Source organism: Vibrio sp. 10N.286.49.B3 (assembly GCF_002873395.1).
GTDB lineage: Bacteria > Pseudomonadota > Gammaproteobacteria > Enterobacterales > Vibrionaceae > Vibrio.
Genome location: NZ_MCUV01000003.1, coordinates 1371 through 23078 on the forward strand (window position 1 = coordinate 1371; position 21708 = coordinate 23078).

The window sequence follows — 21708 nt, forward strand, 5'->3', positions numbered from 1 at the left end:
TGGTGCCCGCTACTGGACTCGAACCAGTGACACCTTGCATGTCATGCAAGTACTCTAACCAACTGAGCTAAGCGGGCTGATGATAATAACAAGATAAAAACGATCCCAATTAAGGGAGAATATGGTGCCCGCTACTGGACTCGAACCAGTGACACCTTGCATGTCATGCAAGTACTCTAACCAACTGAGCTAAGCGGGCACATCTTGTCAACGCAATAATAGTAACGAGACTCACCGCTCTGTGCAAGTAGAATATTAATGATTTGCGCTCGTTTGTTGCTTTTGTAGTCAGAAGTTACAAAAAACAACCACTTTGTCTACTAAATAACCCTAAGTTACTAAATTTAAACAAAATAAAAGTTCTAAAACAATATGCGAATAGTGATTGAAAACCTTACGCAATCGTTTACAATCACTGCCTATATTTATTGAGCTGTATATATTCGGTGATTTGGTCCGAACGTCTCTACCACAAAACCTAATTTTGTGACTACAGTCCATCATTTCTGATTCATTTAGAAAGCCTATTTATTATTCGAATAGATACGTTCAGTAAATTAGTGTAACTATGGAAAGGATCCATACGTTTATCCCCCCAATTTACTCTATAGGTTTTATTGTGAGTCTTGACACTGCTCTAGCTAATTCAAAATCAACAAGTATTGTTGAATCTATTTTTAAAGTAACCCAGCGCAAATCAACAATCGGAACAGAGCTTTACGCTGGTTTTATTACCTTCTTAGCCATGAGTTATATTCTTGCTGTCAACCCAGCGATACTTGGTGATATACCAGGAATGGATCGCGGTGCGATATTCACTGCAACCGCTTTAGCTGCTGGTATAGCAACGCTAATTATGGGTGTGTTTGGTAACTACCCTGTCATGCTTGCACCAGGGATGAGTATGAATGGCTTCTTCAAAGGCTTACTATTTAGCAGTTCTATGGCTTTAGTATGGCATGAGGCTTTATTTGGTATCTTCTTATCTGGGATTATCTATTTAATCTTTTCTCTCACTAAGATTCGCCGCACCATGATCGAAGCGATCCCAGAGGATCTTAAGTTAGCCATCACGGTTTCTTTAGGTTTGTTCATCGCTTTTCTTGGACTAAAGAATGCTGGCATCATTGTTTCAAACCCTATTGTCCTTGTTAGCATGGGACAAATTACTGATCCGCAAGTCATGATTGCCTACATCAGTATCTTTGTTGCGCTAGCCTGTATGATCCGAGATATTAAATTAGCGACGTTTATCTCTTTTGTCGCCTCAATGGTATTAACGCTTGGTGCAGATATGATCCTCGGCACCTCTCATGCACCGATTCCTGAAACGTTAATTTCAACCCCACCAAGCCTAGCACCAAGCTTCGGCGCTATCTTCAACTTCTCTGGTTTTACCCCTGAAAAGCTGTTCGATTTATTCTTCATTGTGATGGTTTTCTTTATCGTCGATTTCTTTGACGGCTTAAGCACAATTGTTGGTGTCGGTAAAGATGCTGGTATTATCGATAAAGATGGTAAAGTGCCAAACGCTAAATCTGCACTTGTTGCTGATGCTGGCGGTACTGTTATCGGCACAATTTTAGGGACAACATCAATTACGGCATTCTCTGAATCCGGTATTGCCTCTTCTCAAGGTGCAAAAACTGGCTTAGCCGCAGTAATGACCGCTATCCTATTCTTCTTATCTCTATTCCTATACCCAATATTTTCTGTCTTCTCTACCGCTATTGTTGCACCAGCTATGGTTGTTGTTGGTATCTATATGGTTGGTCGTTTAGGTCAGATTCAGTGGGATAAGAAAGAGTCTCGCATTGCGACCTTCTTTACGATCATGTTTACCGTATTAAGCTTCTCTCCAGCTAACGGTATGGCAATGGGCTTTATTACCTACTCGTTCAGTATGCTAGTTGCAGGTAAAGGTAAAGAAGTACACCCATTAATTTATGGCTTATCGGTTGTCTTCATTGCTTACCTTGTCTTGATGTAAGCGAATAGCAAGTTCCAATATAAGTAAATACGAATAACAAAAAGCCCAAAGTAATTGAACTTTGGGCTTTTTAACATTTAGGCGATTGGTATTATATCAAGCGCTACAAAGGAATTGTCGCAGAAGATAACTCATTAAAACGGATTAGAAACCACGACGCTTCCAGAAGTTAGCTTCATCTTTACCGTAAACAGTAAACGTTTTTTCAGCCACAACACGACCTTGTAGCTCAATGGTCATACGCCACTTACCGATTTTATTGTCTTCTGGTGCCCAGATAGTATCACCAAGGTAGAAAGTCCAATCATTGCTATTAACGTGCTCTTCACCGTCAAATGGTTCAAGTACTTCACCATCAGGGTTGGTAATATCAGGATGATAAATACAATACTTAACCTTTTCACCCTTAGCTTTCTTTATATTGATAATAAAGCCAAACTCAATATCAATCTCTGCAGGAACTTGAAGTGTAAACTCTTGTATTTTCGGTAACTCTTTAGATTTTGAATCCCATGTTGTATAAATGCCATAAGATGTCATATCGATAATGGGAGAACGCTTTGCCATAGTAAATTCGTTATCCTTCTTTATTACGGTTCATTGTGCGAAGTTGAGACAGGTACTTAATCCAACTTTTTGCCTCACGAGACTCTTTTAAGTTATTGGCTTTTTTAGCTTCAATTAGCGCAGGCTCAAGTTGCTCTAATTTATAAAAAGCACGTACTTTCGCTAGAGCCACATCCACTTGCTTATCTTTGCCTGGCACTCGATCAAATACATCAATCGCTTGTTGGTAGTGACCTTCTTGCAGTAACAACTGCCCCACTTGCCAATGATACTTAGGCTTTTGTTTCGCCGCTTTTTGCCATAATTGCGTCGCTTTAGACCACTCTTTGGCATTTTGCCAATTCGCCGCTTGATCGACAATTAAATCAATATCAGATTCTGAACCATCAATCGCTTCTAAAACGAGTGCAGCGCGTTCAGGTATACCACGTTGAGCATATAACTGTGCCAGTAAACGTAAGTCTTGATTGGATAACTCAACGCCTTGTAGTTTAGCCAAAGCCAGTGAGTCCAGTGCTGAATGAGTACGATTGAGTTGCAACTGTAAACTCACTAATTGACGCCACCAGTTGACCTCTTCAGGCTGTAAAATCAATAGGCGCTCAACCGTTTTTATTGCTGCTTGCCATTGCTTTAACTGTAGCTCTGCACCAATTTTCAACGATAGTGGCTGTAATTCATCAGGATTTCCAAACTGGTCATATTGCTTTAAAGCACTCAATACCGATTGCCACTCTTGAATTTGGTAATGAGACTGGGTAATTCTCAGCCATAACTCATCGCCTTGCTGGGTTTCTGGGATCGATTTAGCCAGTTGATAATAGTGCGGTATGGCTTTCTTAAACTGCTGATCGGTTAAAAGCACATCGGCTAACATACGCTCTGTTTGCCATGCTTGATCATCTTTTAATAAGCCACTTTTTACCGCAACAGTCAGTTGCTTGATCGCTGATTTGATATCACCTGTTTGCCAATAAAAAACGCCAAGCATACGAGCAATATAAGCATTATCATAAGCTCGATTTGATTCAAGCTTACTCAATAAATCTATCGCCCCAGCAATATTATCCTCTTGCTGTAATTGGTGAGCTTTTTGGACTCTTACTGCGGTGTATTGGCTAAGTTCTGCTGCCAATGTCGTTGTCGAGAGCAACCCTGTTAGAAGAATTAAGAGTGAACGTTTTATCATTGTGCTAATTTAAACTCCAATCTAACGGTCTGATTTAGCTGATCAAGCGCTTTGCCATCAATCACTTTAGGCTGATACTTCCAGTTTTTAAGTGCTCTTATCGCTTCTCTTTCAAATAAACGCCTAGGATTCGCTTCTTTAACTGCAATATCTATTGGGCGACCGGTTGGATCAATAGTAAATGACATAATCACATACCCTTCAGCCCCTCGCTTTAAGGCTTGTGCTGGGTAACGAGGTTCAACTCGATACAAAGGCATCGCTTGCTGATTAGAACCTACGTCAGCAAATGTTGGTGCATTAATTGATAGACCATTGATTGCAGTATCTAAAGATAAGGCTGAAATCGGTGTCATTGTATTGAGCGGGGTTGTGCTCGTTTGAGTGTTGGCTGCTTGCGCCTCTGGCGGTGGTTGTGGTGCTTCTGGCGGCTCAGGCACACTACGCTGGCGACGCTGTGTCGCACTTTCTTGTTCAACCATAACAATATCAAAGCGTAGATTTTCACTGCTCTCTGGCTTGCCTTGATGACCATTATCAACCATCAGAGCCATGATTGAGAACAGACCAAAGCTCACTAAAGCCGCAAAAGGCAATGCAACTAATAAACGTAGCATTAGCCCTTCTCCGCAGCCAAAGCAATATTTTGTACACCAGCACCTTTCGCTGCATCCATCACTTTAACAACCGTACCATTATAGGCATGCTCATCAGCTTGAATAACTAATGATGCATCTGGTTGCTCTAGTAATAAATGCTCTAACGTTGCCTCCACTCGCTCAACATCAACCATACGCTTATCAATATAGATATCATTCGCCGATGTGATGGCAACAAAGATCCCTGCATCCTTTTGGCTCACGACATTGGAAGCTTGTGGTCGATTAACCTCAACTCCAGACTCACGAACAAATGAGCTAGTGACAATAAAAAAGATGAGCATGATAAAAACGATATCAAGCATTGAGGTTAGATCGACTTGTGCTTCTTCTACTTTACTTGCGCGTCTACCGAGTCTCATTTTTGACTCCTTAAAGATTTTTCTAGGTTCATTGCCGACAATGAACACACTTTAACTAATCGAGCATGAACAAACATGCCTGCTAATGCTGCCACCATTCCTGCCATGGTCGGTAATGTCGCTAATGAAATACCTGATGCCATCAGTTGAGGCTGGCTACTACCTTGTGTCGCCATAACATCAAACACTGAAATCATTCCAGTTACCGTACCCAATAGACCTAACATAGGGCAAATTGCGACTAATACTTTAATGAGGTTTAAGTACTGATGCAGCGCAATATGTGCTTCGCTCACCCAACGGTCACGAATGGCATGAGCATACCAAGAGTGGTGATCATCGCGTTGATGCCACTGTGCTATCCAGACTTTACGCTGACGAGGAAAAGACCACATCAGGTAAATCACACGTTCAATAACCAATAGCCAGCACAGAGCAACAACAGCAGCAAGCCACCATAACACTTGCCCACCTTGCTGCATAAACTCAGCAAGGGCAAATGACCAATTCTGTAGCCAGAGCATATCCATTTACGCCGCCGTTTCCGTTGAAGAATCATTCACTAGCAGGGCTTTTTTTTCAGCTTGTGTTGCCACTAACCCAATGCCTTGTTTCTCCAGAATATTACGGATATTTTCTGCTTGAGTACTTAAGATGTTGTGTGCAAGCAATAACGGCATAGCAGCAACGAGACCAAGTACGGTCGTGATCAGTGCCATTGAGATACCACCAGCCATGACTTTAGGATCACCGTTACCAAACTGGGTAATCACTTGGAATGTCTCAATCATACCTGTCACTGTCCCTAGCAAACCTAACATCGGTGCAAGAGCGGCAAGCAGTTTTAACATTGATAAACCTTTTTCTAGCACTTGCTGCTCATCAACAACGGCTTCAAGAAGACGCAGCTCTAAAGATTCAACACTGCGAGATTGCTCTTGGTTGTATACCGCTAAAACACGTCCTAATGGGTTGTTCTTTGGTGTTTCTGGTGTTTTTAGCTGCTTTTGAATTTGATGATGAGAGATCGCTAATTTAACGCCTCTGAAAATGGCAATAATTAAGCCGAAAGCCAACAACGCCATAATCACTTTACCCACAGCGCCACCAGCTTGAAGTCGATCTTTTAAGCTTGGCGTTAACGCTAATTGGTCAAGCATAATACCGCGAGAAGGATCAACAGAGTAAATAGCAAGACCGTCGGTAGATTGGCTTAACAAGTCCACTGTTGGTGCATTTTGTGGCTGTCTTGGGTAGTCAACAGCAAAACTAACTTCACCGTTTTTCTGCCCGCTCCAGTTAAGGTAGCCTTGCTCACCAACCAAGCCCATAGCGCCTAAACGGTATGCTGAAACGTCATTTGCAATACCATCACCTTCAATATAACGAATCGAGACTTCTGCTTGCTCCGAGCTTGCTTGGATCTGTTCATTCATGCTCTGCCATAAGCCCGTTAATTGAGCCATAGATGGAAGCGCTTTAGCATCAACAATATCATCGACTACGCTGTCATACGCGCCGCGATCGATACTAGTAATCGAGTGACTCAGTTCCGCTTGTAATTCTTTTGCTGACTGGCGAACGACACCAAACAACTCACCAAGGCTACCAGTATCTAAACGCAGTTGCTCTTCACTTTTTGCTAAGCTTTGTTCATTTTGACTAAATTGCTTTGCCAACTTCTCTGTTTCTTCTTGAAGTTGACGACGCTGAGATTCCAGAGATTTCTTTTGCTCTAAATAGCTTGATTCAGTTAGCGCAAAGCCTGACTTTCTCGCAGCATCGTGATTTTTTTGTTGTGTCTGTTCAACTTTCGCTTTCTGTACTAACTCTTGGCTAGCATGAGCAGAATTAATCAGTAAACAAAGAGGTAAAAGAGCAAAACATACTTTATTGATAACAGATGGGGTATTCATAATCTTTACCTTGATTACTGCTTAGTGGCAACAGGAAGTGAAATTGGAAGATAAATTAAGCTAGGTGCGGCTTGCTTATTCGCCACAGCATAAGCTTTATCAAATTCGGCAGAGTAAGCGTTATCAAGCTCTTGCCACTGCTGAGTTGATACATCCCAAGACCAGTATTTACTGCCAGCTAAACTACGTGCAATCAGTGAAATTCGACCAAGATACATAATTTCGGCTTTAACTTGCGTCGCTTCTGTTAAGCTAATTTGACCTTGATAGATACCAAGTTTAATACCGTAATCCATTTCAATTTGGTAGGCTTCAAGAATACGACGGTATTTTTCAGCATCGCTAATATTCGCAATACTCATCATATTTTCAAGTTTTTCAACTCGTTGCTCACGTTGAGTTAAGCGAATTGGTTTATCATTTTCAACGATCTGCTTAAGACCAGCAATCATTTGATACATTAACGGCACAACACCTTGACGAGTACGCTTAATTTCTTCAATTTGCTCATCAATGCTGGCTAATTCTTGTGCTTGGTTATCAACCAGAGCTAAAAGGTGGTTACGGTATACGGCAAGGTTATCAACTTCATCTTGCAGTTGCTCAATTTCTGCCTTGTACCTTAGTGTTTTTTCAGCACTACTATCGATTACTTTCTGACTTTGAGCAGAAGCTTGGTTGGTTTTATTGGCTACTTTTTGCGCGGCATCAATACTCGATGCATGCACTACAGTCACTTGGGAAACAGCCAATAATAGTGCGAGTTTTTGTCTTAAGGTCATATTGATACATCAAATAGTTAAATAATGAATAAAAAAAGAGTTATTAATAATCTTTATACAATTATTGATAACCCCTCAAATTGATAACCCCTCAAATTGATATCAACTCTCAATTGATATTTGCTAGCATACAGTAACGAGAGTCATTATCATTCCCATATCTTAACGATTTCTTACACCGAATGATAGTCTAATAACCATAAAAAATGGCGGAGAATTGACTTCCCCACCACTTAAATTTATCGATTACATTAAATGTTAATTAACCTGATAAGTATCCCCTTTCCTTGTTATATGATTCTCCGATTCAACGGTTTGTAAGATACCCTCTACGCGTACTTTCATTGCCTGACTCGTGACGGAAAAACCAAGCACTTCGGTAATTGTCTTAATTAAATCATCATGCGATATCGAATAGGTATCATGCACAGTATCAATCGCAGCTTTAGCTATCTCACTGTCATCGATAAAGTCAAACCGTCGCTCGTTAGCGGGTAGATTAGATCTATTACGAACAATAACTTCCGGTTGGATCCTTGATATAACAAAATCCCTCTCGAACTCAACTTTACCTTTGCTCTGAAGCAGGGTAATTGCCTCTTGAATAGCACGGTTAATTCGCGCACCAGTACGTGATGCCCCCACCGCAGCCAAGAGGCGAATGGTTAACTGCCTAATATGGATTGGTGATTCCACGTCAATAACTTTATCAATATCGGTAGCTAACGCTTGCGTCGTTAAATCTGGAATCGTTATACCTTCATGTAAGCGCAATTGGCTTAATGCACAGGTTTGGTATTCCACCACAGAGCTTTGATGATCGACTTCAACTCGCTCTATTTTAGCTTTTGCTTTCACTTGAGGCTTTGGCTCTGAAACAGGCTTAGCATCATAGGCGGTATAATATGCAATGGTTTCTTTTATCGCATCATCAAGGCGCTCTGTCTCTTTATGTCGATTACGAAACCAATCGGTACTCCAAATACGATGAAAGCGCCACCCAAGCCCTTCTAAAACACTTTGACGAATACGATCTCTATCTCGAGCACTTTTCGAACTATGATAAGTGGCACCATCACACTCAACCGCTAAGATATAACGACCCGGTTTGCTTGGGTCTCTTACCGCTATATCAATATAAAAACCCGCACTACCGACTTGCGGTTGAACCTGATAACCTAAACCACGAATGACCGAGATCACTTCTTCTTCAAACGGAGAGTCCGGACCTTTTCCTGTCTCTTCCTGTCGGACAAGATCGCCCGTTTGTGCAAAATGGAGAAAGTTTTTCAGTGAACGCACCCCAAAAGGTGATGCATCGGTTGTTGGCATTTCATCGGCTTTAAAGTTACTAAAAACCTCCATGCACATTCTGGCACGAGAAATAAGTACGTTGAGTCGACGTTCTCCCCCATCACTATTGAGTGGACCAAAACTCATCGGTAATCGACCTTCTGGTGTTTTCCCGTAGCCAATACTAATAAAGATAGTATCGCGCTCATCACCTTGAACGTTTTCTAAGTTCTTCACAAAGAAATCTTCCCCTTCGGCATGCTCTGCAAAAAAGTGCTCAAGTTGTGGGTTATCTCTTCTTAAACGTTCAACTTCAAGTAAAATCGCATCTCGTTGAGCAGTACTGAACGCAACAACGCCTAGCGTATGGGTAGTATTTGTCGTCGCATGATGCATAACCGCTTGGGCAACGGCAGTCGCTTCACCGACATTGCTTCTTGAACCACCACGATCATAAGTCGTTGTCGGTAAATAGTTAAAGCAAAGTCCCTTAGCATGTGGATTGATGCCCGAAGAAGGAAAAATCATCAGTTTATTATCGTAAAATTCTTGATTCGATACTGCTATCAAGGATTCATGTCGACTACGATAGTGCCATTTCAACATACGCTCTGGTGTACCGGATGCTAAAAACAGACCTAATATACTCTCCATGTCTGCCGTTATGCTTTCTTGTGCATCATCGTCATCAGCAACAAATTGTTTGCCAAAAAAGTTAGTCGGTGGCATTTGCTTAGTATCACCAACCACTATCACCTGTTTACCACGAAGAATGGCACCTAGAGCATCTGCCACTTTGACCTGTGAAGCTTCATCAAAAATAACCAAGTCAAAATCCACCACGCCTGGCTCTAGGTACGTCGCAATTGACATTGGGCTCATCATGAAAACCGGCTTAATTTGCTGCGCTGCCCGACCTGCAACATTTAATAAGCGTCTTATCGGCATCTGACGGCGTTTTTTATTAAATTCACGCCTCAGTGTTTCCACCTCACCTCGAGCTGCTGGATTTGGTAAATTATCGAATAATTGTTTAACGATGGTTTCTTGGGTGAAGCTAAATAATTGACCATCAATAGCAGTAAATCGCTCTATCTGTTTCTCATGTTCCACACGATCAAAATAGCGAATATTATCTTTAGCTTGATACTGCTCATTCACTAAATAATTAAAGAAACGATACTTAAATCCGTCACGCAAAATATCAGGATCATGCTGCCACGAAAATGCTAACTCTGACCACTTAGGCAAGCCAATCTCATTAATCTGCGACGATAGACGGTTAAAGCGAGTTAATGGATAAACATGCTGGATAGCGTCGTTCAAATTGTCGATTTCATCGAGTGCCAGATCATCAACTCTATTTTGAAACTGTTCTACATCTAGCGCTAATAATGCTGATATATCATTGAGCAGTTGGTACTTTTCTGCCTGCTTTTGTTCTATGGAATGTAGACTCTCTTTTATAAAAGCAATGGATAGTGTTGGCTCGATATAGCGCTCTAATTCTTTATCAAACTTACTCGATTTTAGTGAGCTATAGCATTGATTTATCCATTCTAGTGGGGCAAATATTGCCTTCCAATCGGTATTATCATGGTTAAAGTTATGACCTATGATCTGGATGAGCAACTGAGCAGAATCGATAAACCTTTTCTGGGTCGATTGATAAGCGATAACCGCATCGATTTGCCCGATCCAATCATTGACTGAGCCGGTTAATCCATTTCGACACATACCTGCCAAGCGCTTTTTCGACTGGCGATAATCACTTGATAAAAATCGCCACCATTTCTGACCACTATTTATTAAGATGCCGCGAATTGACAACCAATCATAATCAAGCCCTGCATCCATAAAGTGCTGTGACAACGTCGCTTTTTGTTCTTGTAGTGCGATACCTTGTTGTGCAAAATCAAGAATATGGCTGCCTTGATGCTCCCACACCTCTTTATCTAAACCAATATTGCTAAAATCAGGTCTATCGGCAATGAACTTCAGCGCTTTCAAAGCATCAATACAATCAATATAACGAATTAACTGAGTTTCACAGCCAACTTGTTTGTGTAATTGTATAACCTGTGCTGCTATATCTTGTTGAACGAATACAAGCTGTTCGATCATTTTTCTAGCTTGCTGATCAAAACTTGGAGCGTAATCCTGTAACGTCGTAGAAGAGAATATATTGTCACTTGGCGCTTTATGTTCATCGAGATAATCAACCAGCTCAGACACTTTTGCCAATGCCGCAGTGTAGTACTGTTGACTCCAGGTTGATAAATAAAAATCTGTTTTGGGGAATGACTCAAGTTCAACATCACTATTGGCAATAATTTGTTCAAGCTGTAATGAATAGCCAAGCGCCGTATGATAGCTAAAACCTGTGTTCTCTATGGGCTCATTTACCGTCGCGCAGTAGTCATCCAACCTATTACGTAATGATACCAAGCGCTTAATGTCTTCACTGCGCGCGGGTGATACTGGCGCATGCTGCAACAAACTGCTTTCTAAAGAAGATAGTACGGCTTTTTTGTTGGCTTTATGCGAGTGCAATTCAAGAACTGAGTCACCAATATTGCAGTTATCTAATCGACGTTTTACCACATCGAGTGCTGCCATTTTCTCAGCAACGAACAAGATTTTCTTATTATCAGCCAATGCTTGCGAGATGATATTGGTAATGGTCTGCGATTTACCCGTACCTGGAGGACCTTGGATGACTAGATTAGCCCCTGTTCTAGCTGCTAATACCGCTTCGGTTTGACTAGAATCCGAATCAAGTACAAGGTGAACTTGCTCGGCTTTATTAACATCCATAGGTGAAGAATCAAGTAATTTGGCATCCCCCTCAAAACCATCAGTAAATAACTTTTTAACTAAGCTATTTTGAAAAGGTTTCTGACCCTCTGGCCACGCTTCGTTAGATAAGTCCTGATACATTTGAAACTTACCAAATGAAAAGAAGCTAAGTGCGATCTTATCTTGCTCTACCGTCCACTGTTTCTCTGCTGAGATCGCTTGCGTGACCTTTGAGAAATAGCTAACAATATCGTAGCCATTTTCTGTCTCGTCAAGCTCTGGTAATACGATATCAAATTCCATTTTTAACTTTGCAGCCAAAGTTAAGTTGGTGCCTAATTCCGCTTGCGTATAACGAACTTTATAAGAATCTCCTGCACCTGCACGATAAATTTCCACAGGGATCAGTATCAGTGGTGCATAGCGAGGTCTGTCGGAATTAATATCCTCATACCACTTTAAAAAACCCGTGGCTAAATACAGTAAATCAACACCTTGCTCTTGAACAAAGGTTACCGCTTCAGAGCTTAGTTTTAGCAAGCGAGTATCGAGCGTCTTTTTAAACAATGAGGTCTGCATTGCGTTATCATTATGTCGCTTATGACCGCTTTCCTCTTCTAGATACTCTGTAAGTTCCTCAAGTGATACAGAGCGATCAGATTCATTTTCAAGCGCACTAGGGGCGGCAAGAAAAGACATCGTTCGCGACTGCTCAACCAATAAGTCGAATACTTGTTCACTCTTCTCATCGACAATATCTAGAATTTTGGCTCCACGATTAGGCAAACTCAATAAAGTATTACCGCGCAGTCCCATATCTAAGAGCTCTTGACGACTGTTATCAAAAAGTGGTTTCAGGTTTGAGTTCATATCTTTAAAGCCTAACGTTGATACCTGTTGGAATAATAAGTGGATGTAACAAACAGCCTATCCGTTAACTATCGCTATCAAAAACGACATTGTAATTTTCTGTATAAGTGCAATTAGGCTGGCGGCTGCAAGTAAAGAATCGGCGACCTTTAAACTCACCTTGATTAGCGATCCTAATTATCATAGGGCTATGACATTTCTTACAAAATCGGATCTCTTTTTCAGGCTCAATCAGATCAATATGTGCAGCCAATAAGCGTCGGAGGCGACTCACTTGATAGCTGTGTTTAACCGATGCACCAATGAGCGGAATATTGGCTGATTTACACACATGTATGAGTAGCTTTTCACGTTCTACTTTGCCTTTATTTAACGCATGCCCATTATCTAATTCAATAATGACGCGCACTTCCATTGTTCGTGGGTCGCACACCACAAAATCAAAAAAGCTACGTGAGATTTTATTTGTCGCTATAAATAAGTCTTTTTTTCTCTTTGTTTTTACAGGAACAAGCACTGAAGACATATTCACTTTCGGGCAAACGACGGCATACTGCCCGACCGCTTCTTTTAAAGCATTGTAAAAAGCCGTTTCACTATTGGTTAATACTGCCACTTTTTTCTTATAGTGATAGGTTTGTGTTTCGTCAGATTTCAGCAAGTATTTTTGGATCACAAAAAAGAACACGACTAATGCCGCTAAAACGATAAATATATTGGTCATATAAAGATATAAACTTCATGATAAAAAACAAAAAGAACTTTAAGCGTATGAGGTTACGTTAATAGACGCAAGTACTAAACCACGATAGCCGTCACTTCTCAGCCATTAGCTCTAACTCACTCTCCATTTTTCAGCACTAAACAGAAAAAACATTTACGTATAAAAAAGCGTCATACTGTCAGTTTTATTGATTTGACGCAGGCATTTGTCATACTAATTATGTGTAGAGTGACCTCACTGTTCCAAAATATGAGTGTCAGTGTTCACTTTTAGTGACCGTAAGAAGACCTCAATAACGATGAGACTGCATAATGATAAATGTAAATACCGATCGTTTAGTTGAAAACTTTATTCAACTAGTAAAAATCGATAGCGAATCTGGCGATGAAAAACTGATCGCTGAAGCATTAGCTGAGCAACTAGGCGCGCTTGGTTTTGAAGTTCACAAGCTTCCTGTACCTTCTGACCTATCAAATGGTTTTAATGTTTATGCTCGTTTACCTGGCAAAATTGATGACAGCATCGTCTTAAGCTGCCACATGGATACTGTAACGCCAGGTATTGGTATTGAACCAATCATTGAAGATGGCATCATTCGCTCTAAAGGCGACACAATCTTAGGCGGCGATGATAAATCTGGTATTGCTGCTATTTTAGAAGCGGTTCGCTGTATTCAAGCTGAAAACCTAGATCATAAAACCATCGAAATTGCTTTCACTGTTTTTGAAGAAGGTGGTCTATTTGGTTCAGAGTACTTTGACATGTCAATGGTACAATCTGATCGCGCGATCGTATTAGATAGCGGCGGTCCAATGGGCACTATCATCAACGTTGCACCTGGTCAGCAAAAAATTGTTGTGGATATCAAAGGTCGCCCTGCACATGCTGGTCTAGCACCAGAAGAAGGCATCAGTGCTATCATGGTTGCTTCTGATGCGATTTCACAAATGAACTTACTGCGCATTGATGAAGAAACAACAGCAAACATTGGTATTGTTGAAGGTGGTCAGGCGACAAACATCGTAATGCCTGAGCTAAAAATCGTTGCTGAAGCTCGTTCTTTAAATGATGACAAACTATCTGCTCAAGTTGAGCATATGGTATCAACATTTAAAGCTTCTGCTGCTAAGTTTGGCGCTGAGATTGAAATTGAATCTAGCCGTTCATACGATGCTTTTGTTATTGCAGAAGATCATCAGCACATCGTTGATGTTAAAGCTGCATTCGAAGCAAATGGTATCACACCAAATACACAGGCAACGGGTGGCGGTAGCGACGCGAATAACTTCAATGCAAAAGGTCTAGTAACTTTAAACCTTTCTACAGGTATGGCTAAAGTACATACGACTGAAGAGTACATTGCTATTGACGATATGGTTAAAATCACTGAGTTTTTGACAACTTACCTAACTAAATAATTCGTTAAGTAAGCAAAATTTCAGCTGATATGAAAGCCCCTAGCTCATCTCTATAATAGGAGAATGGTTAGGGGCTTTATTGTTAGAGCCTCTCAATTTGATACGATTATTGACTCACTCGTGTTTCTATTCTTGCCAGTTACGTGCCATTTTTGCCAGTGTCTTCGGCTCAATATCATGAATAGTGCCATAGTTCTCGCGACACACTTTAATCTCTAACTGAGCTTTATGTTTTTTGGCAATATGGCGATACGCTTTCATTTCCCAATGCTGAATAAATGTATTACTAACAATGACATTTTTCCCAACAGACAAATAATAAGCGCTTTGTGTTTGACACCATTGATGAGCTTGAGGCAATTGCAACGCATCAAAGCAATATTCACCTTGTTTATTTACAAAATACATATCCGCTTCTAAATGCACACTGTCACTATCGCATAAACTCTTTGCAAGCGTTGACTTACCCGAACCAGGTAAACCACGAATTAAGGTTAACACTAAGGCCATTCTTCTCTCAATTTATGTGTTTTAACTTCTATAGCATAATTTAAAAACAAAAGTGTAGAAAGAAGAGATTATCATTAAGCAATATGAGGTGCTGATTTCTTTTCCGTTATTTGATAGTTAGATTCTATGTGATATTCCTGCATCTCTTTAGGAGAATAGAGTTCCTTACATATGTGATAACTATCTTGTGCAAGATCACGCACATTACGCCGGTGGTAATCTGTCGGCCAAGATATGGTCAAGTACTTTAATATTGTCATATTGTTTTCACGAATATAATTATTTATTTCTTTTATTTCTAATAACACATCCAATACTTTGGTAGCATCACTATTATTTACCGCCACTTGAATATCATCGTACTTATTATTAATAATATTGATTTTATTTTGATGCGTTGAATTTAAAGCATTAACCATTTCTAATTGAGATTTTAATAACATCGGACTAATCTCTTTATCTTCATTTTTCATTAAATCCTTAGAAGTTGAGACACTGTCATTAAACTCTTTATTAAATGACAATAATGAAAGTAGATAGTTATAGTGGTAATTATTATAAAACCCCTCAACTAAATTATTACAATAAAGGTGTTTTAAAATAGTTACCGCTTCGGATAATCGACCGCCAATAATAGAAAAATGACAGGCTAATAGCTCTTTATCTATACTATAATCATTAAGTTGCGCTTCTATACCTAACGCACCCTCTCCTACAACCAACTTTTTCTGATTGAGTAGCGATAGATTGCGAAACTCATTAAGTGCTTCTTGCTTTAATTTTTCTGGACTTTCGAAGATGGAGTCATCATTTGAATGTGCGTTATAACTATCGATTGAATCATATATAAAAAGAATACATCGTATATAATTATACCTGCTTTCTAAACTATCACGATAAGTATCGATATTTAATTCATAATAGACCATGAATCTAGATGCTGCATTACGGAAGTCAGCCTGAGATAAACACAAGTTTGCAATAACTAACTCTCGCTCTGGATTGCCTGGTGCAAGCTCTGAAAGAAGAGTAAAGTGCTTAATTGCACTCGGCACATTATCATTAAAAATATCGTACTTCGCATTTAATGATAAGCCAATTAATGAGTTTGGTGCTTTATCTAACATTTTACTCACTATAGATTCAGCTCTAGAAAGTTCTCCTAATTCAATTAATGAATCCGCTAAACCTGCATTTGCCCACTCTACGTCTTTAACCGCTATAATTGAATCATATAAGTCTTTAGCTGCATTAAACATATTAAGTAAAGAGTAAAATTCACCTTGAAACTTTTGAATAAGCCCATGGTACTGTGGGTATTTAAGCATCAATTCATCACAGACTTCTAAGCCTTGTTGATAATTTTTATTCTTTTTTGCTTGGTAAAGTTGATAAAGTGCTTTTTTACGCTTCAATGCCCGATTAACCTTCTGAGTAAAAAATTGCGTATTAAATGGTTTCAGCAAATACTCATCTGGTGATAATTCGATTATTGAACGAACAATTTTACATGAAGACTCCCCGGTAATCATAACAAAAACACTCTGTGGATTGATTAATTGATAGTGTCTGAGTTCTTCAAATACCTGCTTACCATTTAAACGAGTGCAAAAATTATAATCACATACCACGACATCAAATTTTATCTTTCGACAATGCCAAATCGCTGCCTTTGGGTCTTTTGCATGGAAGATATTCTTATCACTGAAGCCCGTCGTCAGCAGCATGCGTCTTATGTTAGAAAGAATAATCGGTGAGTCATCCACGATCAAAGCTGACATTTTTTCGTTTTCTGCTACCAACATAACCTCTTCCTTGAAATTACCACCACCCAATATGCACAATAAAGCATATCATGTTACACCACCATTCCATTAACACTTTTTACATTTAACTTCATTAATCAATCACACTAATTGTAAGTATTATCATTTTTAAGACAGTATTGAGAATGAAAATGAATTGATATTGCTAATCTCGCCTAGAAAACCGATATCTAATCGGATTTTTACATGTTAAGTTCATATTCTTTATCGACAAATAATATCTTTTACGTTAACTTTGGATGTATAGACGTCTATAAAGCTTAGGGAGAAAGCTGTGCCGATTCGTATTCCAGATCAATTACCTGCTTCTGATATTCTGCGCGAAGAGAATATTTTCATCATGCCTGAGTCACGAGCATCGACTCAAGAGATCCGTCCATTACGTGTTCTGATCTTAAACCTGATGCCTAAGAAAATTGAAACGGAAACCCAATTTCTACGTTTACTGTCAAATAGCCCGCTACAAGTTGATGTCGAGTTACTTAGAATTGATAACCGTCCAAGTAAAAATACGCCTACAGAGCATCTAAATAACTTTTATCGTCAATTTGAGATGGTACAGGATCGTAACTTTGATGGCCTAATCATCACTGGCGCACCACTTGGATTAGTTCAGTTTGAAGATGTACTTTATTGGGAGCATTTAGAGCGCATTATGAACTGGGCAAAAGAGCATGTGACTTCAACTCTATTCATCTGTTGGGCAGCACAAGCTGGCTTAAAGTTACTTTATGATTTGCCAAAACGAACCAGAAAAGAAAAACTCTCCGGTGTCTATCGTCATGACATCCATCAGCCATATCACCCACTGCTACGCGGCTTTGATGACAGCTTTTTAGCGCCCCAGTCACGCTATGCTGATTTCTCACCAGAGTACTTAGCTGAGAGCACCGATTTAGATATCTTAGCGACATCAGAAACAGCAGGCGTATACCTTGCAGCCACGAAGGATAAACGTAATGTCTTTGTCACTGGTCACCCAGAGTATGATGCTTTCACTCTACATAATGAATACATCAGAGATCTCGGAGAAGGTATGGATCCGGTGATCCCAATTAACTATTACCCAAATAATAACCCTGACAATAAGCCTATTGCGAGCTGGCGCAGTCATGGTCACCTATTATTTGCTAATTGGCTCAACTACTGCGTATACCAACAAACGCCTTATGATCTTGAGCACTTTAGCGAAGAGCACTTTACAAAAGATGACTAAGTCGTACTGAAGCATTACAACGGCAGCGAGTGTTATATTAACGCTCGTTGCTGATTGTTAAATTCAATAAACACGTCACAATTTCTAACCATAAAACTACACATTAAGCTCAGCGTTAACCAGTATTGCTAATCATTACCATTACTATGAGGTACGAATATTGCAATTACTAATAGCTTGCTGTGCTTTGTTACTCTTAACAGGCTGTGTCACGGTTAGCGATCAACAAAAACCAGCACAAAGTGATCCTATTGCCATGTCAGAAGCTCGGCTAGCACTTGCGCTAAGTTATATCGAAGCTCAGAAAATGACACAGGCAAAAGCGAATATTGATCGCGCACTGAGTCACGCTCCAAACTATTATAAAGCACAACTCTCACTGGCTTATTACTATGAGCGAGTCAATGAACCTACTTTGGCTCAAAAAGCTTACAAGCATGCTCTGAAATCCAATAGCAATAATGGTTATGTATTAAATAACTATGGGACGTTTCTCTGCAAGCAGCATGACTACCAACAAGCTGACCACTATTTAATTATGGCAACGAAACAAGAGGGTTACTACTTAAGTGCGAATAGTTATGAAAATGCTGGCTTATGCGCATTGAAAGATAATAAACCTGACCAAGCTTATCGCTATTTTCAACATGCGCTAAATCACGAACCACAACGGCTACAATCCACATTACAGCTTATTGATCTTGATATAAAAAGGAACAATCTAAATCAAGCCAAGTTAAGGGTTTCTGAACTGCATCAACATCATCAACCCACCCCCGCTTCTATTGCTTTAATGATGCAGATTGAGCAACAAAATATGACTCCGCTGATTAAATAGCTAAGTAGCTAAGAAATTAAATACGTGCGGGATTAAGACCGACAATGTTTAATTATAAAAAAAGGCGCGTATCTAATACGCACCCTTCTCTTTTCTCATCGCTTTAGAAACGAGCGATTAATGCATTGACTCTAACCATTCTTGACGCTGCTCTTTATCTAAGAAGGTCCATGCAATAAAGCGGCTACTTTTCTGCCCTTGTTGCATGTGAACAATTTTAATCGCTTGTGCACCTTGTTGATATAGTAAAGGCTCTAGCTCTGTCACATGCTCTTGCTTAGAGACTAATGTGGTAAACCATAAAACTTGACCAGCAAATTTAGTACTATCTTCAATCATATTACGAATGAACTCAGCCTCGCCACCTGGACACCAAAGTTCATTATGCTGACCACCGAAGTTCAATACTGCTGGCTCTTTGCCTTTACGTGCACTAGGAACAAATGTGCCACGTTTCTTTTTATTCTCATTTAAGTTATCGATTTTACGCTGAGAACCCTCATTCGCTTCTTCAGCTGACTTATGGAAAGGAGGGTTACAGAAAGTAATATCGTAGTTTTCATTCTTCTTAATAATGCCAGAGAAAAATGAATTCGAATCTTTTTGCAAACGACAGCTCACACGACCTTTAAGTTTAGGGTTAGCTGAAACAATAAAGCTCGCATTCTTCACTGAAATCGGGTCAATATCACTACCAACAAACTTCCAACTGTACTCTTTTGCCCCAATAATTGGGTAGATGCAGTTCGCGCCCATACCAATGTCTAATGCTCGAACGTAGCGGTGTGGGAACTCGCCATCTTTACATTCAGCATTTAAGATATCAGCAGCGCGGTGAATATAATCTGCACGACCAGGAATTGGTGGACATAAATAACCCTGAGGGATATCCCAGTGAATAAGGTTATAATGGTGCATTAATAGTGCTTTATTGAGCAACTTAACCGACTCTGGATTAGAAAAGTTTACACTTTCATCACCATATGGATTCACAATTACATGAGAAGCTAACTCAGGCAGTGCTTTAATCAATGCAGGAAAGTCATAGCGTCCATGGTGCTGGTTTCTTGGATGCAAACCTAACTTTGGTGCTGTTTTAATTTTCTTTTTAAATGGCCCTTTGTGAGCAAAGTGAGGCTTACCTCCACCTTGTACTTTTGAATCTGATTTCTTCTTGTGATTTATATTTTTTTTTGGTGCACTTGTGCCTGGTTTTAGGCCCAACTTTGATTTTTTGTCGACTTGGCTCATGATGATTATTCGCTTCTTGTTTGCTTATTCTTTAGCTCTTGATAAACCATAAATAAACGTGCATCAAATTCCAGTTGATGATAGTGCGGTTCCATATGGCAACACAGCTGATAAAAGGCTTTATCGTGATTTTTCTCTTTAATATGAGCAAGTTCATGTACAACCAGCATACGCAATAATGGTTCTGGGGCACTTCTAAAGATACTTGCTATGCGTATTTCATTCTTTGACTTGATTTTCCCACCATGAACTTTTGAGACATATGAGTGAAGACCAAGTGCATTATTAATTAAGTGGATCTTACTATCGTAGATCACTTTGCTGATAGGCGCGGTTTTTTTCATATAGCGGTTTTTAATCGCTATCGCATAATCAAATAATGCTTTTTCACTCTTAATCGAATGGTTCTCTGGATAGCGTTGCTCAAACCAAGCAATAAATTTTTGTTGTTGAACCATTTGGTCAACTTGACTAACAATATTAGCAGGGTAACCCTGAATATAGCGCAATGAAGGGTTCATAAAGAAAACGTCATATTTGAAATTGGCGCTAGTGTACCTGATCCACCTTTTCTATTCATCTTAGATTCGCTACACTGCGCCCCTTAATTTTCGCTTATTTGGTAATTTCTACTTATGAAACGTATAGTCCTCTATGTTGCTGATAAATGTCCCCACTGCAAAGATGCTCAAAGATACCTCGACAGCAAAGGGATCAAGTACCGTTTAACAAACGCGAAAATGCAACGAGGTAGAAAAGAGCTTCAGGCAATGGGCGCGCGCTCTATTCCTGTTTTGAAAATTGGCGACCGAGTGATGGTAGGTTGGAATCAAAAGAATTTCGATAAAATGTATAAAGATGATTAGTTAATTCTTTTAACTAACGACAAGACTAGGTATGCCTATCTATCGTATCGATGAGGAAACCTAGTCAGAACAACTTGCTCTTCGAATGAGCGACGATTCTATACCTTCCTTACATTATATGGTGCTTATTTTGTAAACTGGAAAGTCTATCCACTGAGCGCCAAATGAGTTTGACCCACCTTTCTTGATCAGCTGTTGTTATTGTATTCATATTCTCAATGAACTCAAAATGACCTCTAATCAGCGTTTCAATACTAATCTCTGGAAAAGTATCATTCTCTATCGACTTCATGCTCCAACCTGGAAATCTTTTTACCTCACGACCATCATTTGAATCAAATTGCTTTAGTACATTATGTCGTTTATCGGCATTGATTGATGTCATTAAATCATCGAGTTGCTTTTCTTGCCCTTCTAGGTACTGAAAAATAATATTATCTAAAAAGCATAAATAACCAGTAATACCTAACATATTGTTTTTTATCGCTGCTTCATCGGCGATTTGCTTAATAATTTCGTTACTGAATTTTATATTGGGTTGACTAAAGTAAATCAGTGCTTTCATCAATTTATCCTATAAAAGTAAAAAAACTACAACTCGTCATTAAACATAGCCTATCCTCAACCATGCA

Annotated in this window: 19 protein-coding genes, 2 tRNA genes and 1 riboswitch; of the genes, 5 read left to right on the forward strand and 16 right to left on the reverse strand. The window is 39.6% G+C overall.

All coding sequences use genetic code 11. The features are described 5' to 3' along the window. Both BCU68_RS02765 and BCU68_RS02770 read right to left on the reverse strand, forming a co-directional pair. Positions 1–77: transfer RNA gene (locus tag BCU68_RS02765), tRNA-Val, on the reverse strand. A gap of 45 nt (positions 78–122) precedes the next feature. Further along, positions 123–199 (reverse strand) — tRNA-Val (locus tag BCU68_RS02770). Positions 200–413: 214 nt separating this feature from the next. Continuing rightward, positions 414–513: riboswitch (purine riboswitch) on the forward strand. Positions 514–619: 106 nt separating this feature from the next. On the opposite strand from BCU68_RS02770, the gene BCU68_RS02775 reads away from it, so the two are divergent. Beyond that, positions 620–1990, forward strand: a complete 1371-nt coding sequence (locus tag BCU68_RS02775; protein WP_102563283.1) for an NCS2 family permease — start codon at positions 620–622, stop codon at positions 1988–1990. A gap of 144 nt (positions 1991–2134) precedes the next feature. Here BCU68_RS02775 and BCU68_RS02780 read toward each other — a convergent pair whose 3' ends face one another. The 9 genes from BCU68_RS02780 to BCU68_RS02820 all read right to left on the reverse strand — a co-directional run bounded on the left by BCU68_RS02780 (position 2135) and on the right by BCU68_RS02820 (position 13151). After that, on the reverse strand, positions 2135–2557 hold the full coding sequence (locus tag BCU68_RS02780; RefSeq protein WP_102563284.1) for a DUF3859 domain-containing protein: 423 nt from the start codon (positions 2555–2557) through the stop codon (positions 2135–2137). Positions 2558–2567: 10 nt separating this feature from the next. Beyond that, positions 2568–3746 carry a hypothetical protein gene (locus BCU68_RS02785; protein WP_102563285.1) on the reverse strand — a complete coding sequence of 393 codons (1179 nt, stop codon included), beginning with the start codon at positions 3744–3746 and terminating at the stop codon, positions 2568–2570. Beyond that, on the reverse strand, positions 3743–4363 hold the full coding sequence (locus BCU68_RS02790; protein ID WP_102563286.1) for an energy transducer TonB: 621 nt from the start codon (positions 4361–4363) through the stop codon (positions 3743–3745). The genes BCU68_RS02785 and BCU68_RS02790 overlap by 4 nt, the downstream gene beginning before the upstream one ends. Further along, positions 4363–4767 carry a biopolymer transporter ExbD gene (locus BCU68_RS02795; protein ID WP_102563287.1) on the reverse strand — a complete coding sequence of 135 codons (405 nt, stop codon included), beginning with the start codon at positions 4765–4767 and terminating at the stop codon, positions 4363–4365. The genes BCU68_RS02790 and BCU68_RS02795 overlap by 1 nt, the downstream gene beginning before the upstream one ends. Next, entirely contained in the window at positions 4764–5297 is a 534-nt protein-coding gene (locus tag BCU68_RS02800) for a MotA/TolQ/ExbB proton channel family protein (protein WP_102563288.1), read from the reverse strand. The genes BCU68_RS02795 and BCU68_RS02800 overlap by 4 nt, the downstream gene beginning before the upstream one ends. Continuing rightward, entirely contained in the window at positions 5298–6683 is a 1386-nt protein-coding gene (locus tag BCU68_RS02805) for a MotA/TolQ/ExbB proton channel family protein (protein WP_102563289.1), read from the reverse strand. A gap of 14 nt (positions 6684–6697) precedes the next feature. Then, positions 6698–7465: a DUF3450 domain-containing protein gene (locus BCU68_RS02810; protein WP_102563290.1), complete on the reverse strand. Its 768-nt coding sequence runs from the start codon at positions 7463–7465 to the stop codon at positions 6698–6700. 258 nt (positions 7466–7723) lie between these two features. Beyond that, positions 7724–12427 carry a DUF3320 domain-containing protein gene (locus BCU68_RS02815; protein WP_102563291.1) on the reverse strand — a complete coding sequence of 1568 codons (4704 nt, stop codon included), beginning with the start codon at positions 12425–12427 and terminating at the stop codon, positions 7724–7726. Between the two features lie 64 nt (positions 12428–12491). Then, entirely contained in the window at positions 12492–13151 is a 660-nt protein-coding gene (locus BCU68_RS02820; protein ID WP_102563292.1) for a DUF2726 domain-containing protein, read from the reverse strand. 311 nt (positions 13152–13462) lie between these two features. Between BCU68_RS02820 and BCU68_RS02825 the strand changes: the two genes are divergently transcribed. Next, positions 13463–14569, forward strand: a complete 1107-nt coding sequence (locus BCU68_RS02825; RefSeq protein ID WP_102563293.1) for a M20/M25/M40 family metallo-hydrolase — start codon at positions 13463–13465, stop codon at positions 14567–14569. Between the two features lie 126 nt (positions 14570–14695). On the opposite strand, the gene BCU68_RS02830 is transcribed toward BCU68_RS02825, so the two are convergent. Both BCU68_RS02830 and BCU68_RS02835 read right to left on the reverse strand, forming a co-directional pair. Then, a complete protein-coding gene (locus BCU68_RS02830) occupies positions 14696–15079 on the reverse strand; it encodes an ATP-binding protein (RefSeq protein ID WP_102563294.1) in 384 nt (127 codons plus the stop codon). Between the two features lie 74 nt (positions 15080–15153). Next, positions 15154–16884, reverse strand: a complete 1731-nt coding sequence (locus tag BCU68_RS02835) for a response regulator (RefSeq protein ID WP_241901254.1) — start codon at positions 16882–16884, stop codon at positions 15154–15156. Between the two features lie 295 nt (positions 16885–17179). Here BCU68_RS02835 and metA point away from each other — a divergent pair, with 295 nt between their 5' ends. Continuing rightward, positions 17180–18121, forward strand: coding sequence for a homoserine O-succinyltransferase (metA, locus tag BCU68_RS02840; RefSeq protein WP_102563295.1), 942 nt, complete (start codon positions 17180–17182; stop codon positions 18119–18121). Positions 18122–18281: 160 nt separating this feature from the next. Then, on the forward strand, positions 18282–18959 hold the full coding sequence (gene pilW / locus BCU68_RS02845; RefSeq protein ID WP_157935156.1) for a type IV pilus biogenesis/stability protein PilW: 678 nt from the start codon (positions 18282–18284) through the stop codon (positions 18957–18959). A 117-nt stretch (positions 18960–19076) separates the two neighbouring features. Here pilW and rlmF read toward each other — a convergent pair whose 3' ends face one another. Both rlmF and BCU68_RS02855 read right to left on the reverse strand, forming a co-directional pair. Next, positions 19077–20210, reverse strand: coding sequence for a 23S rRNA (adenine(1618)-N(6))-methyltransferase RlmF (gene rlmF / locus BCU68_RS02850; protein WP_102563297.1), 1134 nt, complete (start codon positions 20208–20210; stop codon positions 19077–19079). Between the two features lie 5 nt (positions 20211–20215). Further along, the gene (locus tag BCU68_RS02855; protein ID WP_102563298.1) at positions 20216–20731 is read right to left on the reverse strand and encodes a M48 family metallopeptidase; all 516 of its coding nucleotides are present in this window, start codon (positions 20729–20731) and stop codon (positions 20216–20218) included. Between the two features lie 114 nt (positions 20732–20845). Between BCU68_RS02855 and BCU68_RS02860 the strand changes: the two genes are divergently transcribed. Further along, positions 20846–21076, forward strand: coding sequence for a glutaredoxin family protein (locus BCU68_RS02860; RefSeq protein ID WP_102563299.1), 231 nt, complete (start codon positions 20846–20848; stop codon positions 21074–21076). Positions 21077–21185: 109 nt separating this feature from the next. Here the strand turns inward: BCU68_RS02860 and BCU68_RS02865 are convergent, their stop codons facing one another. Further along, on the reverse strand, positions 21186–21641 hold the full coding sequence (locus BCU68_RS02865) for a BLUF domain-containing protein (protein WP_102563300.1): 456 nt from the start codon (positions 21639–21641) through the stop codon (positions 21186–21188). Positions 21642–21708: the final 67 nt, after the last annotated feature.

Coding starts and splice junctions, on each gene's coding strand:
- BCU68_RS02780 (WP_102563284.1), bottom strand. CDS start 2,557: ATGGCAAAGCGTTCTCCCATTATCGATATGACATCTTATGGCATTTAT.
- BCU68_RS02785 (WP_102563285.1), bottom strand. CDS start 3,746: ATGATAAAACGTTCACTCTTAATTCTTCTAACAGGGTTGCTCTCGACA.
- BCU68_RS02790 (WP_102563286.1), bottom strand. CDS start 4,363: ATGCTACGTTTATTAGTTGCATTGCCTTTTGCGGCTTTAGTGAGCTTT.
- BCU68_RS02795 (WP_102563287.1), bottom strand. CDS start 4,767: ATGAGACTCGGTAGACGCGCAAGTAAAGTAGAAGAAGCACAAGTCGAT.
- BCU68_RS02800 (WP_102563288.1), bottom strand. CDS start 5,297: ATGGATATGCTCTGGCTACAGAATTGGTCATTTGCCCTTGCTGAGTTT.
- BCU68_RS02805 (WP_102563289.1), bottom strand. CDS start 6,683: ATGAATACCCCATCTGTTATCAATAAAGTATGTTTTGCTCTTTTACCT.
- BCU68_RS02810 (WP_102563290.1), bottom strand. CDS start 7,465: ATGACCTTAAGACAAAAACTCGCACTATTATTGGCTGTTTCCCAAGTG.
- BCU68_RS02815 (WP_102563291.1), bottom strand. CDS start 12,427: ATGAACTCAAACCTGAAACCACTTTTTGATAACAGTCGTCAAGAGCTC.
- BCU68_RS02820 (WP_102563292.1), bottom strand. CDS start 13,151: ATGACCAATATATTTATCGTTTTAGCGGCATTAGTCGTGTTCTTTTTT.
- BCU68_RS02825 (WP_102563293.1), top strand. CDS start 13,463: ATGATAAATGTAAATACCGATCGTTTAGTTGAAAACTTTATTCAACTA.
- BCU68_RS02830 (WP_102563294.1), bottom strand. CDS start 15,079: ATGGCCTTAGTGTTAACCTTAATTCGTGGTTTACCTGGTTCGGGTAAG.
- BCU68_RS02835 (WP_241901254.1), bottom strand. CDS start 16,884: ATGTTGGTAGCAGAAAACGAAAAAATGTCAGCTTTGATCGTGGATGAC.
- rlmF (WP_102563297.1), bottom strand. CDS start 20,210: ATGAGCCAAGTCGACAAAAAATCAAAGTTGGGCCTAAAACCAGGCACA.
- BCU68_RS02855 (WP_102563298.1), bottom strand. CDS start 20,731: ATGAACCCTTCATTGCGCTATATTCAGGGTTACCCTGCTAATATTGTT.
- BCU68_RS02860 (WP_102563299.1), top strand. CDS start 20,846: ATGAAACGTATAGTCCTCTATGTTGCTGATAAATGTCCCCACTGCAAA.
- BCU68_RS02865 (WP_102563300.1), bottom strand. CDS start 21,641: ATGAAAGCACTGATTTACTTTAGTCAACCCAATATAAAATTCAGTAAC.